Here is a 15,153-nt window from a genome sequence, read left to right as displayed (position 1 = left end):
TTGATAATCAGTCCGGCCTGGAAGGTCGGGGAGCTGATTATCAGATGATTACATTCTCCAGCATCAAAGCCTCGGTAGAGTTGAAAGGTATTTACGAGGTGAATGATAACACCGCTTTTTAGTAAGTGAATAGCCAGGGGTGAAAAATGTGATCACGAAGGGGAGGCGCGGCACCTGCATGTTGTATTTCCGGCAGGCTGGTAGTGAAAAGGTATGTCTGTTCAATGGCCTGTGGTCCGGCTATCTAGCTTTTTCATACTGAAACCCCATGGTATTTCAGGATGAGCGTACTACGATACAAGCCCGCACGAAGCGGGCCGTACAGCACATCACATTACAGCTTCAGCAAACGCGGCAGCTGGTTATCCAGTTCCAGCAGGCAGCTCTTCATGTAGCTTTCGGTTTGAGTGGTCACTTTTTGGTAATTATTTGCACTCCACTCGCTCAGTGGCGCTTCAACTGGCGTAGGAGCGCATTCCGCTACCGTAAATGCAGAGAACATATTTCCACTTTCCGGGCGCTTATAGAACAGGACTTTATATTTCAGCTGATAGAGAGGCGTGGTCGCGGTGGCATCTTTATAGATCAACGCCCAGGTTGCTTTACCAATATAGAGTGGCTGCTTGTAAACGTGGCCATTGCCTTTTTCGTTCAGCCACTTGCTGATATTTTGTTTCGCTTTAGGAACAAACCAGCTGTTCGTCGGGTTTTGCAGGGTTTCGATCGCTGTCCCTTTATAGTTCTCTTTATCAAAGTCACCGGAGTTAATGTTACCGGTTAACGCGCCGAGAACGGCAAGCCCCATACCTGTTGCGGCATGCGTCGGGGTCACTTCACGTAGTGTGTTATCGGCAATACGGTTGTCATTCAGTTCCGGTAGTGCAGAAACGCTGTAAATATCAATTGCGCTGCCATTAGCCGCTTTCACGGTGTCGGGTTTCACCGAGCCAGCACAGCCCGCAAGAATTAAGGATGCAGATACAATTGCCATAAGACGAACTTTCATTTTCTCTCCATGAGATAATTTTACTCAGGTGGCCGCGTGGATGACTCTGAGCAGAAAAGGGCCGTTAATATCGCCCGGAGTTGTTGTCAGCCTGCGAAACAGGCTGACAAGTATCCTGATAAATATCGACCACATAGCCCTGTTCTTTAGTCAGCCAGCCATCTTCCTTTGACCCGCATCAATAATGTTGTCCTCTTCAGGGTTCCTGAGACGGCTTACCGCCTTTCGCCATGCTGGCAAAAACAGCGTCCCGGTAGATCCATGCATGAACGAGTGCAGCAGAAAGATGGACCAGCACCACCGCAAAAAGTACCCTGGCCAGAAGACGATGGGCGTCATGGCACCACGCATAAACAGCCGGACTGGCTGGAACGACAGGCGGCAGGTTGAATCCATCAAACATCACGATGGGTACTCCCGCTGCCGACAGCTGTGCCCAGCCCAGTAGCGGCATGGTCAGCATTAACGCGTACAGCGCCCAGTGCGAGGCTTTGGCTGCAAAGACCTGCCATACGGGCAAATCGGCCGGGAGAGGGGGCGTCCGGCTAAACACACGGTTGGCCAGACGAATCACCGCCAGCAGTAAAATGGCGATACCCAGGGGCCGGTGCAGGTCAATTAACCAAATCCGATGATGTAATGACGTCATCATGGCGGCGCCGATGAACAGCATGGCCAGGATCATCGCCGCCATCAGCCAGTGCAGGCTTCGTGCCAGGGTGTTGAAATGCTGTGGCGCGTGCTCTCGCATACCTTTATTCGTGTTCATTTAACCTCCTGCTTTTGCACGGCTTCGGTTGCTTTGCCGTAGCCGATTTCCCGCTCACGGCGACTGAACGAGTGCGAATAGGCAGCGGAACGCGCGTTTAAGATGGGATCGTTCGATACCGCCACACCCGCAGGAACGATCGAGGGGTCAAAGTTAACGTCGCGGCACGCACCCTGGGATTGCGCTTCGACGCGAGTCACTTCCAGCGTGCCGGCCACGAGCTGCTTGCGATCGTTCGGCCAGGGCTGCGAAGGGTCATCCACCGGATCGCCCGGTTGTGCGAGCTGTAGAACGTAGTCCCAGTAAAGGGGTTTCTGAGCCAGCCTCTGTTGCAGGTTTTCAAACAGGAAGTTGTCATCGGCTTTCTGCCGTTGTTCATCGCTCAGCGACATGAAAGGATCGTGCGGGCGCATCATCCAGCGAACCGGTTGTCGATCCCCCTGCGCGTTCACCAGATAGAAGGCGTTGATGCTGTAAAACGTCGCACCGGAGAAGCTGCCGGGAGCGGGTTTTTGTGCCGCCCATTTAAGGTATTTTTCCGCTTCCGGGTACGCTTGCAAAAAGTCTGCGATACGTTGCGGATCCGGCTTGCCGGTGGCCGCGTCAACAGCGGTTGCTTTGCGCAAGGCCAGGAATCCTTCCGGATTGTGGGTGGCGAAGTAAGGCTCGTTGTTCATCGCCATCCGCCATTGCTGTTTGTCGTCCGTCTTCAGCAGCAGTGCCATGCTCAGCGTTTTCGTCGTGCTATCCGGAGCATGGGGATCGCCAGTACCAATGGAGAATCGTCCCACCACGGGAACTTTCTGCTGCGAGAAGAGGCGAGAGGATGACAGCGAAACTGCGGAACCATTCGGAACGAACGTTCCGGCAAAACAGATCCCTTTACCATGTGCGCGGCGAAAGCCTGGTGGAAATGGCGTTGGTGTTTCACCGACCAGTGCCTGACTGACAGTACGTGATCCAAACCATCCTGCTGTCCACGCAAATGCTCCTGCCAGTGTGCCCGCGACAACGGCGATAGACGCCAGCGCTCCCCAGGTTTTTTTGGATCTCAAATCCAGTTTCGACATAGACGTTTTTCCATTGCAAAACAGTAATGCACGCCACGCGCATATTACGAGTGTGCGCAACAGTAATTAAATTAAGGATGAAAGATGAGACGATTATTTTTATCTCATCGCGGCAGGACTAACCCAGTATTAATACCCGTCATGGCGGGTAATAGATTTAACGCGTGCGTCAGACCAGGTTAATTTGATTATATAAGGCGTGTGCGTTAACAAAAGAATATCACGAAAAGTTTATCTTTTTTGCCAGGCTGACCGTAAACGCAAAACGAACGCCACCCGATGGGTGGCGTCGCAGTCACTCAATATTTGCCCTGCACGGGCATTTTATTGTTCGTTTTTATTCTGCGAAGCACCGAGAGGCAAACGCCATAAATCATAGCGTTCCTCTCCTGATTTAACGGCTCCCGCGAAATGGTCGTTAAGGCGACTCGAGGTAAAGATCAGATCCCCGTCCGGGCGGATTGCCGGGGTATCCGGCCAATGGACGTCCTCGCTGGCGGCGATGAGTGACATGGAACGGTTCTTCGGATCAAAGCGGACAATGCCGTTGCGGGTGACATCGGTGATATAGAGGTTGCCCTTTGCATCGGTCACGAGACCGTCGGTGTTACCGCCCACCACGCCAAGATCCTGGATACCGGTGGCAATCTGCGCATCGGTTGACTCCGGCTGCCTCAGCAATGTCGTAGGCACTGCCCAGGCATGGGTTCCGGTTGTAACTGTCCAGTACAGCGTGCCCGCATCCGGAGAGAGTGCGATGCCGTTGATGCCAATCAGTAAGGGTTTGCCCGGCCAGACCTCCGCACCGTGTGAAACCACCTTCACGCCCGGCTCAATCTGTAGCGCAGGGTGACGGTCGAGCACCCGTCGTGCCGTGCCGGTGGCGAAATCAACGACGATAAGGCCCACGCGGTTTTCCGGTGCGCTCCGCGATCCGCTGTCGGAGATATAGGCGACACGGCGTTTCTCATCGACAACCACATCGTTCAGGAAGCTGGCTTTGCGGTCCGCCACGCCATCAAGGGCGATACGTTTAAGGGTGCGGCCCGTGTTGAGATCCAGCACGACCAGTTTCTGCGAGCCCGCGGGCGACTCCGCTTCGCCCGCGACAAACCCCATGTCCAGCGCCCATAGCCAGCCGTTTTGACGATCAATATAAAAGCCAAGCACGTTACGCAGGCTCTGCGCGGGATCGGTGTTTACCGCGTTCGCCTCGCGGGACGGAAACGCCGTCAGGCGGGCAGGGCCGGACGGGACCGTCGTATCCAGAATGCTCAGCGTGGCGGGTGCGGCGGCAGAAACCAGCCGGGGCGTACTGACAAAGGCCCAGCCCTTTGCATCAAAATGGATACCGGCAATGGGCGCGTAAACCGAGCCTGAAAAGGCCGCCGGCATTTGCCCGTTCTGAGGGGCATCCCAGCTTACGCCAGCATAGCTGCGCCAGCGCTCAAGGGGCAGGGAATTCGCCGCGCTGGCGAAGACCGGGAAAGCGAACAACGCCGCCATCGCAATGGCGGAAAAACTGCGGGTACGGTTGGACATGACAGTCTCCAGTGACAGGTTCTGGTGATGAATGCCGGTCACTTTACTCATCACTCCGGAGGGGATAAATTAGCCAGATTGAAAAACATTTGTTCCTGAAAGAGCAAAATGAGCCGCAAATTCGATTATCTCGGAGACGTTGAAGTCTTCATTACTGTTGTTGAACACGGCTCTTTTACTGCCGCAGCGGTTGTCCTTTCCACCACACCCTCTGTCCTGAGTCGCGCGGTTTCCCGCCTGGAAGCGCGTCTTGGACGGCAGTTATTACAGCGAACGACCCGCCGCGTGGGGCTGACGGAGGCCGGACGCGTTTATCTGGAGCAGGCGAGGTCTGCGTTTGCACTGCTTGATGACGCCGAACGCGAGGGGCGGGGCCTGGAAGACGAGCTGACCGGTCGCGTGCGAATGAGCGTTCCAACCACCTATGGGCACTACCGTCTGCCGCCGCTGCTGGCGCGCTTTGCCCAACACTATCCACGCGTAAAGGTGGAGCTGAACATCACCAATCGCAACGTGGATCTGATTGCGGAGGGATTCGATCTGGCGATTCGCCTGGGCCAGTTGCCCGACAGTGGGTTAGTCGCGCGCAAGCTGGAGGACGCGGCGCTGCTGCTGGTCGCATCGCCTGATTACCTGCACCGCATGGGGAGCCCGCAGACGCTGGAGGAGTTGCATCGCCACACCTGTCTGCCCTTTATCATGCCGCGTACCGGACGCATCGCCCCCTGGGTGTTTCGTGATGAGGAACGTGATATTGACTGGCTGCCGGGTTCAACTATCGAAATCTCAGACGATGTACTCGGCGTGGTTTCGCTGGCGGAGCAGGGGATGGGGATCTGCCAGAGCTATGAATTTATCGTCCGCGACAGGATACAGCGCGGTCAGTTAGTCGAGGTGCTGCCACACCTGCGTGGACGGTCGCGGCCGTTCTCCGTGCTCTTTGCGCCACACCGACGCCAGTCGGCGGCCACCCGGGCGATGATTGATCTTCTGACCACCCAAAAATGACAGGGACATGCCCACCATGAAAAAAGAGACTTATACCTTTTGGCTCTCACTCATCGCGGGCGGTATAGCCCTGCTATCTGGTTTTGTGCTCTGGTCAGTTAACGTTTATCGCGTGACATACCTTACGATCCGCGGGGAGCAGTATCTGGCCTGTGGGGCGTTGCTGCTGGCACTGGTGCCGATGGTTGTTTTTATCAGAAAGGGACGACTGAAAGGTAAGCGCCTTGCAGGCGCGGTAAAAATCTACCTCGGCTTCTTCATTTGCAGCCTGCCGGTTGCCATGTTCGTTATTTTTACAACGGCCTGGCTACTGGAGGGGGACTATTCCTCATGGAGCAAACCTTACCGGTATGAATCCAGTACCCGTCACACCTGCTCGGGGGCGGAAGTCTACGAGCCGGAATTAAAAAAAGAGATCCGCATCTGTAACCCGAAGGGTAATGTTTATTCCAACTCCACTCTGTACGTGGAAAAGCGGAGCAATGCGCTGGGGATTGTGGTGCTTTGGGCGATCACGCGCGCCTGAGCCGGGGAAGGTCAGGGCGCGTGAATCAGCGTCAGCCCGCCTCCAGCATCCCAAAGCTCACAATACGCGAACGGCCCAGCTCTTTCGCCCGGTATAAGGCCACGTCGGCAGCGCGCAGCAGGTTATCGCTCTGAGCGTGCTGCGGATAGCTGGCGACGCCAATCGACACATCCACCGGGCCAATCTCTGAAAGCCCATAGCGCAGCGACAGTTCATGCACGCCGTTATAAATCTCTTTGGCGCACGCCTGCGCCGCCTCTTCATCGACGCCGGAAAGCAGCACCAGAAACTCTTCGCCACCATAGCGGAACGCCAGCCCGCTGTCGTGTACGGCGCGTTGCACAATGGAGGCCACGCTTTTGATGACCTGATCGCCCGCTTCATGACCAAAGCGGTCATTGATGCTTTTGAAGTGGTCGATGTCGATCATCAGGCAGCTTACCGGCTCTTCATTGCGTACCGCCTGCGCCATTTGGGTGCGCAGGGTGTCCTCCAGATGATGGCGGTTACGCAAGCCGGTGAGCGGATCGAAGAGGGCTTTTTCCAGCAGGGCATCGCGCAGACGTTGGTTGGCCAGCGCCAGGCCGAGCGCTTCAGCCATCAGCTCCAGATAGGCGCGGGAAGGGGCATTTTCCGCGGTGATATTCTGGAAGGAGAGCAAGCCAATGGCTTCGCCCTGAGCAATCATAGGGACGCACAGCGACGTATGCGTGTGCGACGCCGGTAGATGGTAGCAGGCGATATCCGGCTCGCCGTTCACGGGCGGATGGCTCTGCCCGCGTCTGACCGCCCAGCATTCATCGGGATGGAAAGGTGTATCGTCACCCGGTGGCGAAAGCCACTGTGCGACGCAGCGCATCTGCCACGGATCGCGGTCGAGAATATAGAGCCGCCCGGCAATCCCCGGCGCGATATTGGGGGCGAACAGCTCCGCTACGTTAATCACGTCCGCAAAATTCTCACACCCCTGCAGCCGCTGGGTCATGCGGGCCAGCAGCTCGCGAATGGCCCAGTCGGCGTCGCGCTCTTTTTCCAGTCGCTGTCGTGCGAGGCCATTTTCACGAAAGATCCGGATGGCCTGCGCCATATCGCCAATCTCATCAATCTGGTTGAAATTGGGTGTTTCAACCGCGTAATCCTGCGACGCGAGACGGTGCACCACATCGCTCAGGCGTACCACCGGGCGCAGCACGCGGCGTTTTAAGATAAAACCAAGCACAAACAGGAAAAGAAGGGCAGTAAGACCGACCATCATCTCAGAAGCCGTACGCAGCGCTTTCGATTTTTTCGTCGCCTCCTGAACGGAAGCGATCACCCGCTTGTCGAGTATCTGGCGGAAGTGCTCAATCTGATTCTGGGCGCGTTCCAGCTCCTGTTCATAGGGCGTACCGTAGAGCAGGGCAATGGCCTGCGCGTCTTCGCCTCGCGCCATGCTGGTGAGTGCGGCCTGCTGCTCGTCCTGTAACGCATCGACGATTTTTATCCCTTCATGCAGTAAGGAGAGTTCATCATCTGACGCGCCAACATCCTGCAGTTTATCCAGCCGGAGTTCGGTGTTCTTCAGGGTTTTCTCTGACTGATTGTATTCCCTGAGAATCTGCGGATCTTTTTTAATCACGTACAGGCGGGCTAAATCGGACTGTGCCCAGACCTCGATTTCGATTTCTTCCGTAAGCTGATCAAATATCTGCCGCTGTTCAACGGCCTTACGCTCAAGGGTATCGGCATTGGACGCCATCAGCATGATGATGCCGGAAGCGAGGGTCAGGCAGACCGTGGCACCGTAGGCCCAGTTTGTTATCGTCGCGATTCGCACCTGGTGATCCTTTTACGACCAAAGAAGGATGGCGTTCTTTCAAATTATAGAAAACGTTTGATTTAAGGCGAAAAAAAAGGCGGCACAGCGCCGCCTGTCTGGAAGGTTATCGTCAGTGATTTATAAATCTGGAGGGTTTCTTCCCTCTTCAATAAACGCGGCATCCAGCTCTTCGGCGTTACCCGCGTGATCGCGACCGGAGAAGAGATTCCAGCAGGCGATAAACAGCGCGGCAATCAGCGGGCCAATGACAAAGCCGTTAATGCCGTACAGCTCCATCCCGCCAAGCGTTGAGATCAGGATCAGGTAGTCCGGCATTTTGGTGTCTTTCCCCACCAGCAGCGGGCGCAGGATATTGTCCACCAGCCCGACGATAATCACGAAGAAGCCGACAATGAACAGCCCCTGCCAGATCTGGTGCGTCGCGAAGAGGAAAATGGCGGCCGGAACCCAGACAATCGCCGACCCCACCGCAGGCACCAGGGAGAGGAAGGCCATCAGCGCACCCCAGAGGATGCTGCCGTCGATACCGGCAATGGCAAACGCAATCCCGCCGAGCGTACCCTGAACCACCGCGACAACCGCCGTGCCTTTTACCGTCGCCCGCGAGACGCCGACAAACTTGGCGAACAGGTGTTGTTTGGCGAAATCGGACAGCGGCAAGGAGTCGAGGATCTGGCGCACCAGGAACGGCCCGTCTTTCAGCAGGAAGAACAGCAGATACAGCATGATGCCGAAGCTAATGGCAAAGCCAAAGGTCCCTTTGCCGATCAGAAACGCGCTGCCCGCCAGATACTGCCCGCCCTGCAGGGCGACATCGGACAGCTTTTTCTGGATCTGCGCGGCGTTGGTCAGGTTGTGATCGGCGAGGAAACCGCTGGCCCAGTCTGGCAGATGGTTAAAGATGCTCGCCACCACCTCCGGGAATTGCGTGTTGTTCTCCTGCAGTTTGGTGTACACCACGTTCAGCTCTATGGCGAGCGAGGAGAGGATCACCATCAACGGGATAAAGACGATCAGGCAGATGATCCCGATAGTCAGCAGCGAAGCCAGCCCGTTACGATCCCCCAGCGCGGCGCGCAGCTTGTTTTTAACCGGGTTAAAGATGACGGTCAGAATGGCGGCCCACAGAATGGCGGAGAAGTAGGGCGACAGCACGTCGAAAAACGCCCACGTCACGAGGGCGAGAATAAAGATAAAGAAACCTTTGGTCAGTCCGTTAAAGCGCATCAGTCAGTCCTGGTTACTAAGAAACAGTGTCGACTATAGAACTGATTGACGAATTTACCAACCATTGCACCGGCCTGCGCAAGCCACGCACCGCCGGGCAATGTCAGGAGGGGAGGGATCAAATCTCCTCAAATAACGAACTGACCAGCGCAACGTGCGTTTTCACGCCCACCGCCAGCGCGGCCTCGTCGATGCGAAAGTGTGGATTGTGGACGTTCCAGACGGCGCCTTTTTCCTCGTTGCCGCAGCCGATGAACAGGAATGTCCCCGGAACCTTCTCCTGATACGAGGAGAAATCCTCGCTGCCGAACAGGGCCCGATCGGCAAGCTGCAGCGTTCCTTCTCCAAAATGCGCCGCCATCGCCGCTTTGGCGATGGCATTGGTCTCGGCATGGTTGTTGCCAACGGCGTAACCCTGCTGCCAGCGAATCTCACAGCGCGCGCCGTGGGCACTGACGACGCCCTCAACAATACGCTGCATCAGCTGCGGCACCTGCTCGCGCACCTGCTGATTATGCGTACGCACCGTTCCGGCCAGGCGGGCGCTGTCCGGAATCACGTTATAGCTGTCACCAGCCTGGAAGGTCGCGATGGTCAGTACCGGGGCGTTAATCGGGTCGAGATTACGCGCCACCACGTTTTGCAGCGCGGTGACGACTTCAGCGCCGATCACCACCGGGTCGATGCAGAACTGCGGCATTGAGCCGTGTCCGCCCTGGCCGAAGAGCGTGATATCAAAATTATCGCTGGAGGCGACATAGACGCCCTCTTTCAGGGTAATTTTACCGGTAGGACTGGTCGGAAAAACGTGCAGACCGAAGATCTTCTCGACGTCGTCAACCACGCCTTTCTCCACCAGTGCGCGCGCACCGCCCGGTGGCACTTCTTCGGCAGGCTGGAAGATAAACTTGATGCTGCCGCAGAGCTGGCTGCGCAGATGACAGAGCACTTTCGCTGCCCCCATCAGCATGGCGGTGTGGGCATCGTGACCGCAGGCATGCATCACGCCGGGTTTGGTTGAACTGAATGCTTCACCGCTCTCTTCCTGCAGCGGCAGGGCGTCGATATCTGCACGCAGTGCCCACATCGGGCCGGGTTTTTCACCCTGTAATACCGCCACCACGCTGTTCTCCAGCGGGCGGCTAATCGTCAGCTCCGGCAGATTCGCCAGTTCACGGGCGATAAAATCTGCGGTCGGCTTTTCCTGAAATGAGAGATCCGGGTTGGCATGAATATGCCTGCGCCAGCGGATCACCTCGTCGTGAACGTCGCGGATAAGGTTTTCAGTGCTACTTTTCATGACAGTCTCCTTCAGTCAGTCACCGGCAGTGAGGGGGCAGGTTTTTTTATCAGTGGCACTATCGCCACGCCCGCGCACACCATTGCCAGTGACAGGAAAATAAATGCGCTTTCATAACTGTGGCTTTTTCCAACGAGATAGCCAATCACAACCGGTGAAACGAAGCCCCCCAGCGTCCCTCCGGTGTTTATCAGACCGATGGCCGAGCCCATGATGTTCTCCGGCAGGCGTTTCATTGGCAGGGTAAACGCGGTCACAAAGGTGGCCATCAGGAAGATCTCCCCCACGAACAGCAGGACGCTGGCACTCACCGCCGTGGCAGTGTGGAAGATGCCGAGAATGGCGGCCGCGCTCACCAGTGCGCAGATCAAAATCACCTGTGGCTCGCGGTGGTGGAAGTATTTTCCGACCAGCCAGCCAGTGCACAACGATGAAAGCCAGATCCCCGCGCCGCCAGCCGCCACGATATAACCGGACACCTCAATCGGCATGCCCATGCTCTGGACAAAGAATTTAGGCAGCCAGGCCAACAGGCCATAGCTTGGGATATTGATGCAAAACACCGAGAAAAACAGCAGCAGCACCGTAGGGTTACGCCACAGCGCCTCGCGTTGCCCGTGCGCGGCCTGGCGTGGCGCGGGTTTCTGATACGGCACGCGCAAGGCGATCAGCAGGGCAATGGCGCAGGCCACGATCCCCAGTGCCACAAACGAGGCGTGCCAGCCCAGGTGTGCCAGCGCCGAGACGGCCACAATCGGCCCGACGGTCATCGCCAGCCCGGCGGAGGAGAGCAGAACCGACTGGGCGAAGGTGCGTTTTTCCAGCGTAAAATTGCTGACCACCGCTTTCGCGCAGGAGCAGGGATAGCCGGAATGCCCCACGCCGGAGAGAAAGCGAAACACCAGCAGCAGGCCAAAGGTCATACCCAGCGCGCCAAAGCAGAGGGCGAAGATCCCCAGCGCACACAGAGAAAGGATCAGCATGGTTTTGTAGCCGACTCTGTCGTTTAGCCAGCCCGCAGGCACCTGAAAGAGGGAGTAGGCGAGAAAGAAGATCCCGGTGATATAGCCCAGCTGCGCGGTGGTGAGCCCGAACTCCTTTTCGATTGGCAGCAGGGCAAAACCCATTACGGTTTTATCGATGTAGACCACGACATAGCCGATAAAAAGCAAAAAAATCATCTGTGACTGGCTTTTCATTCTGTTTTCCGCCTGACGTCAGTGTGCGATGAGAAATGTTGTGTGCACCCTGAATCTAGGGGTTTACCCGACAGGCGGGAAGATATAATTTTTCTATAGGTGATGCTTTTTTGTTATAGGGCGAGCGATGAAATATCTGCCAAAACTCGGCCATCTTCAGGCCTTTCGTCAGGTGGCGCGCAGCGGCAGTATCCGTTCGGCCGCCCGGGAACTGGGCGTTTCGCAGCCCGGATTGAGCCGGACATTGCGTGAGCTTGAGCAAACTTTAGGCACCCAACTTTTATTGCGCAGCAAAGAGGGGATTGCGCTTACCGAGGCGGGAAGGGCGTTTTCCCAACGGGCGGAGTGGGTGCTTGAAGAGTTGCGGCGTGCGGCGGATGAAGTGGAGCAGATTAACCATTTTACTCACGGGCGTCTGACGGTGGGGTTCTCTTCGCTTATTGCGCTGACCGTCTTTCCTGATGTGGCCGGGGCGTTCAAGAAAACGCTGCCCCAGGTCTTGCTGACGGTGAAGGAGGGGCAACTCTCTTCGCTTCTGCCTGGTGTACGAAACGGTGAAATAGATATGGCTATTGGCTCAGTGGATCCGATGGCGCCGCCGGAAGGGGTGATGATCGAACCGCTGTTTACCTCGCCGTTTTGCATCATCGCGCGCAAGGGGCACCCACTGGCAGAAGCCCGCGATCTGATGGCGCTGCGTCAGGCCAAATGGCTGCTGCCGGAGTCATCCATGGGCTACTACCAGCAGCTACAAAATGAGCTCAGCCATTTTTATCGACAGGTGGATATCACCCCGCTGCGCACCGATTCCGTCATCACGGGGCTGAATATGGTGCTTAACGCGGACTATCTGACGGTGGTCGCGCGGGCGATGTGTCAGCCGCTGCAGCTTGATGACAAGCTGGTGGCGTTGCCCATCACCCAACTGCCGTCGGCGCAGTATTGCGCGGTGTGGTCGCAAAAGTCGGCGATGACCACCAACGCCCGTCAGTTTTTGATTCGCCTGCGCGAAGCATGCAGAGGGTTTAGCTGGTAGGGGAAAGATACAACTTTTGTCTGAGCCAGAATCACAGCCGTCCGCGCCATGCTGTAAGTATCTGCTTGCGGAGGTGCTTATGGCCTGGCGTCCGATTCTGTATGTGATCCTCACAACCCATCCCCGACTCAGTGCGCGACGCGCCCGGTTGCGTCTGGTCGTCTAGCTTTTTTATGTTATTCGCGGTATAACACACCTTCTTTGGATGTTTAGATGTCCATACGTATAGAAGGTAATATGCAAACACAACAAGAAAATGGGCAGCTAAAGCGCACCATGAAAACACGCCACCTGATTATGCTCTCGCTGGGTGGCGTGATTGGCACAGGGTTATTCTTTAATACCGGTTATATCATTTCGACAACCGGGGCAGCAGGAACGCTGCTGGCCTATCTCATTGGCGCACTGGTGGTCTGGCTGGTGATGCAGTGTCTGGGCGAACTGTCGGTGGCAATGCCGGAAACCGGCGCATTTCACGTCTATGCCGCTCGTTACCTCGGCCCGGCGACGGGCTATACCGTGGCGTGGCTGTACTGGCTCACCTGGACGGTGGCGCTTGGATCGAGCTTTACCGCCGCCGGGTTCTGTATGCAGTACTGGTTCCCACAGGTGCCCGTCTGGGTATGGTGCGTGGTCTTCTGCGTGGTGATTTTTGGCCTGAACGTTATCTCCACGCGTTTCTTTGCCGAGGGCGAATTCTGGTTCTCGCTGGTGAAAGTCATCACTATCATCGCCTTTATTATTCTTGGCGGCGCGGCGATCTTTGGCTTTATCCCGATGCAGGATGGTTCGCCTGCGCCGGGTCTGAGCAACATTACCGCTGAAGGCTGGTTTCCGCATGGCGGCCTGCCGATCCTGATGACCATGGTGGCGGTAAACTTTGCCTTCTCCGGCACCGAGCTTATCGGTATTGCGGCGGGCGAAACGGAAAACCCGCATAAGGTTATTCCGGTGGCGATCCGCGCGACCATTGCCCGACTGATCATCTTCTTTATCGGCACCGTGTTTGTGCTGGCGGCGCTGATCCCGATGCAGCAGGCCGGGGTGGAAAAGAGCCCGTTTGTGCTGGTGTTTGAAAAAGTCGGGATCCCGTATGCGGCAGATATCTTTAACTTTGTGATTTTGACCGCGATCCTCTCGGCGGCAAACTCCGGTCTGTACGCCTCAGGGCGCATGCTGTGGTCGCTTTCTAACGAGAAAACGCTGCCGCGCTGCTTTGCCCGCGTCAATAAAAACGGCGTGCCGCTGACGGCGCTCTCTGTTTCTATGCTCGGTGGCGTGCTGGCGCTCTTCTCAAGCGTGGTTGCGCCGGACACGGTGTTTGTGGCGCTGTCGGCCATTTCCGGTTTTGCGGTGGTGGCGGTGTGGATCAGCATCTGCGCGTCGCACTTTGTCTTCCGTCGTCGTCACCTGCAGTCCGGACAGCCGCTGTCTGCTCTGCACTATCGCGCGCCGTGGTATCCGCTGGTGCCGGTGCTCGGGTTTATCCTCTGTGTGGTGGCATGTATCGGCCTGTGGTTTGATCCGAGCCAGCGCATTGCCCTTTATTGTGGCCTGCCGTTCGTTGCCCTGTGTTATGGTGCCTACTACCTGACCCGAAACCTGACATCGCAGGAGCCTGAACATGTCGCAGAATAATCCGCTTACCGCCCTCCTTGAAAAGCAGCCGTTTGTGGTGCTGGATGGCGCAATGGCAACTGAACTGGAAGCGCGCGGGTGCAACCTTGCAGACAACCTCTGGTCTGCCAAAGTATTGATGGAAAACCCGGAGCTTATCCGTGAAGTCCACCTCGACTACTACCGCGCAGGTGCGCAGGTGGCGATCACCGCCAGCTATCAGGCCACGCCTGCGGGCTTTGCGGCGCGCGGTCTGGACGAGGCGCAGTCCCGTGCGTTGATCGGCAAAAGCGTGGAGCTGGCGCGTAAGGCACGTGAAGCGTATCTGGCGGAAAATCCGCAGGCGGGCACGCTGCTGGTGGCGGGGTCCGTTGGGCCGTATGGCGCCTATCTGGCGGATGGCTCTGAGTATCGCGGTGATTATGTGCGTCGTGCTGAAGAGTTCACCGCGTTTCATCGTCCGCGCATTGAGGCGTTGCTGGATGCGGGGGCGGATCTGCTCGCATGCGAAACACTGCCATCCTTTGAGGAGAACAAAACGCTGGCAGCACTTCTGGCTGAGTATCCCCGCGCCCGGGCATGGTTCTCGTTTACCCTGCGCGACAGCGAGCACCTGAGCGACGGGACGCCGCTGCGGGAGGTTGTTGCGGCCCTGAAAGATAATGCACAGGTCGTGGCGCTGGGCATCAACTGTATCGCGCTGGAAAACACCACCGCGGCCCTGAAACACCTGCACAGCCTGACGGCATTGCCGCTGGTGGTCTATCCGAATTCGGGCGAGCATTATGATGCGGTGACCAAAACCTGGCACCATCACGGTGAAGCGTGCGAGACCCTGGCGGGGTATTTGCCTCAGTGGCTGGAGGCTGGTGCCAGATTAATCGGTGGATGCTGTCGCACCACGCCGAAGGATATTGCTGAGCTGACGTCTCAGCGCTAATACCTTCACCCTAACCCTCTCCCATGGAGGAGAGGGTTCTCCAGTATTTTTTTAACCATAAGCGATAACGCTGCTCTCAGAATGACTGAGAGCA

At 56.8% G+C, this 15,153-nt stretch carries 13 protein-coding genes; 5 read left to right on the top strand and 8 right to left on the bottom strand.

All coding sequences use genetic code 11. From position 1 onward, the window contains the following. Positions 1 to 334: 334 nt before the first annotated feature. The 4 genes from EKN38_RS21400 to EKN38_RS21385 form a co-directional block, all read right to left on the bottom strand. The gene (locus EKN38_RS21400; RefSeq protein ID WP_014830813.1) at positions 335 to 1,006 is read right to left on the bottom strand and encodes a hypothetical protein; all 672 of its coding nucleotides are present in this window, start codon (positions 1,004 to 1,006) and stop codon (positions 335 to 337) included. Positions 1,007 to 1,202: 196 nt separating this feature from the next. Beyond that, a complete protein-coding gene (locus EKN38_RS21395; protein ID WP_014830814.1) occupies positions 1,203 to 1,775 on the bottom strand; it encodes a cytochrome b in 573 nt (190 codons plus the stop codon). Beyond that, positions 1,772 to 2,845: a catalase family peroxidase gene (locus EKN38_RS21390; protein WP_014830815.1), complete on the bottom strand. Its 1,074-nt coding sequence runs from the start codon at positions 2,843 to 2,845 to the stop codon at positions 1,772 to 1,774. The genes EKN38_RS21395 and EKN38_RS21390 overlap by 4 nt, the downstream gene beginning before the upstream one ends. 324 nt (positions 2,846 to 3,169) lie before the next feature. Continuing rightward, complete coding sequence (locus tag EKN38_RS21385) at positions 3,170 to 4,387, bottom strand: L-dopachrome tautomerase-related protein (RefSeq protein ID WP_126522694.1); 1,218 nt, start codon at positions 4,385 to 4,387, stop codon at positions 3,170 to 3,172. A 108-nt stretch (positions 4,388 to 4,495) separates the two neighbouring features. Between EKN38_RS21385 and EKN38_RS21380 the strand changes: the two genes are divergently transcribed. Together EKN38_RS21380 and EKN38_RS21375 are read left to right on the top strand one after the other, a co-directional pair. Beyond that, the gene (locus EKN38_RS21380) at positions 4,496 to 5,395 is read left to right on the top strand and encodes a LysR family transcriptional regulator (protein ID WP_014830817.1); all 900 of its coding nucleotides are present in this window, start codon (positions 4,496 to 4,498) and stop codon (positions 5,393 to 5,395) included. A gap of 16 nt (positions 5,396 to 5,411) precedes the next feature. Further along, positions 5,412 to 5,921 (top strand): hypothetical protein, encoded by a 510-nt coding sequence (locus tag EKN38_RS21375; RefSeq protein WP_014830818.1) that lies wholly within the window; start codon positions 5,412 to 5,414, stop codon positions 5,919 to 5,921. A gap of 31 nt (positions 5,922 to 5,952) precedes the next feature. Here EKN38_RS21375 and EKN38_RS21370 read toward each other — a convergent pair whose 3' ends face one another. From EKN38_RS21370 to EKN38_RS21355, 4 genes are all read right to left on the bottom strand, one after another. After that, on the bottom strand, positions 5,953 to 7,737 hold the full coding sequence (locus EKN38_RS21370) for a diguanylate cyclase (RefSeq protein ID WP_014830819.1): 1,785 nt from the start codon (positions 7,735 to 7,737) through the stop codon (positions 5,953 to 5,955). A 120-nt stretch (positions 7,738 to 7,857) separates the two neighbouring features. Next, the gene (locus tag EKN38_RS21365) at positions 7,858 to 8,967 is read right to left on the bottom strand and encodes an AI-2E family transporter (RefSeq protein ID WP_014830820.1); all 1,110 of its coding nucleotides are present in this window, start codon (positions 8,965 to 8,967) and stop codon (positions 7,858 to 7,860) included. Positions 8,968 to 9,085: 118 nt separating this feature from the next. Then, complete coding sequence (locus EKN38_RS21360; protein WP_014830821.1) at positions 9,086 to 10,267, bottom strand: amidohydrolase; 1,182 nt, start codon at positions 10,265 to 10,267, stop codon at positions 9,086 to 9,088. A gap of 11 nt (positions 10,268 to 10,278) precedes the next feature. Next, on the bottom strand, positions 10,279 to 11,466 hold the full coding sequence (locus EKN38_RS21355) for an MFS transporter (protein WP_014830822.1): 1,188 nt from the start codon (positions 11,464 to 11,466) through the stop codon (positions 10,279 to 10,281). A 127-nt stretch (positions 11,467 to 11,593) separates the two neighbouring features. Between EKN38_RS21355 and EKN38_RS21350 the strand changes: the two genes are divergently transcribed. The 3 genes from EKN38_RS21350 to mmuM all read left to right on the top strand — a co-directional run bounded on the left by EKN38_RS21350 (position 11,594) and on the right by mmuM (position 15,059). Further along, on the top strand, positions 11,594 to 12,502 hold the full coding sequence (locus EKN38_RS21350) for a LysR substrate-binding domain-containing protein (RefSeq protein ID WP_014830823.1): 909 nt from the start codon (positions 11,594 to 11,596) through the stop codon (positions 12,500 to 12,502). A gap of 237 nt (positions 12,503 to 12,739) precedes the next feature. Further along, entirely contained in the window at positions 12,740 to 14,140 is a 1,401-nt protein-coding gene (mmuP, locus tag EKN38_RS21345; RefSeq protein WP_013095772.1) for an S-methylmethionine permease, read from the top strand. Further along, complete coding sequence (gene mmuM, locus EKN38_RS21340) at positions 14,127 to 15,059, top strand: homocysteine S-methyltransferase (RefSeq protein WP_126522673.1); 933 nt, start codon at positions 14,127 to 14,129, stop codon at positions 15,057 to 15,059. Before mmuP ends, mmuM begins: the two co-directional genes overlap by 14 nt. The last annotated feature ends 94 nt before the right edge of the window (positions 15,060 to 15,153 follow it).

Source organism: Enterobacter sp. WCHEn045836, assembly GCF_003965585.1.
GTDB lineage: Bacteria > Pseudomonadota > Gammaproteobacteria > Enterobacterales > Enterobacteriaceae > Enterobacter > Enterobacter dissolvens.
The sequence above is the reverse complement of the archived record's forward strand: the minus strand, read 5'-3'. Positions and strand labels throughout refer to the sequence as shown.

Excerpts from the sequence above, each read along its gene's own strand:
- EKN38_RS21400 (WP_014830813.1), bottom strand. The coding sequence starts at position 1,006 with ATGAAAGTTCGTCTTATGGCAATTGTATCTGCATCCTTAATTCTTGCG.
- EKN38_RS21395 (WP_014830814.1), bottom strand. The coding sequence starts at position 1,775 with ATGAACACGAATAAAGGTATGCGAGAGCACGCGCCACAGCATTTCAAC.
- EKN38_RS21390 (WP_014830815.1), bottom strand. The coding sequence starts at position 2,845 with ATGTCGAAACTGGATTTGAGATCCAAAAAAACCTGGGGAGCGCTGGCG.
- EKN38_RS21385 (WP_126522694.1), bottom strand. The coding sequence starts at position 4,387 with ATGTCCAACCGTACCCGCAGTTTTTCCGCCATTGCGATGGCGGCGTTG.
- EKN38_RS21380 (WP_014830817.1), top strand. The coding sequence starts at position 4,496 with ATGAGCCGCAAATTCGATTATCTCGGAGACGTTGAAGTCTTCATTACT.
- EKN38_RS21375 (WP_014830818.1), top strand. The coding sequence starts at position 5,412 with ATGAAAAAAGAGACTTATACCTTTTGGCTCTCACTCATCGCGGGCGGT.
- EKN38_RS21365 (WP_014830820.1), bottom strand. The coding sequence starts at position 8,967 with ATGCGCTTTAACGGACTGACCAAAGGTTTCTTTATCTTTATTCTCGCC.
- EKN38_RS21360 (WP_014830821.1), bottom strand. The coding sequence starts at position 10,267 with ATGAAAAGTAGCACTGAAAACCTTATCCGCGACGTTCACGACGAGGTG.
- EKN38_RS21355 (WP_014830822.1), bottom strand. The coding sequence starts at position 11,466 with ATGAAAAGCCAGTCACAGATGATTTTTTTGCTTTTTATCGGCTATGTC.
- EKN38_RS21350 (WP_014830823.1), top strand. The coding sequence starts at position 11,594 with ATGAAATATCTGCCAAAACTCGGCCATCTTCAGGCCTTTCGTCAGGTG.
- mmuP (WP_013095772.1), top strand. The coding sequence starts at position 12,740 with ATGCAAACACAACAAGAAAATGGGCAGCTAAAGCGCACCATGAAAACA.
- mmuM (WP_126522673.1), top strand. The coding sequence starts at position 14,127 with ATGTCGCAGAATAATCCGCTTACCGCCCTCCTTGAAAAGCAGCCGTTT.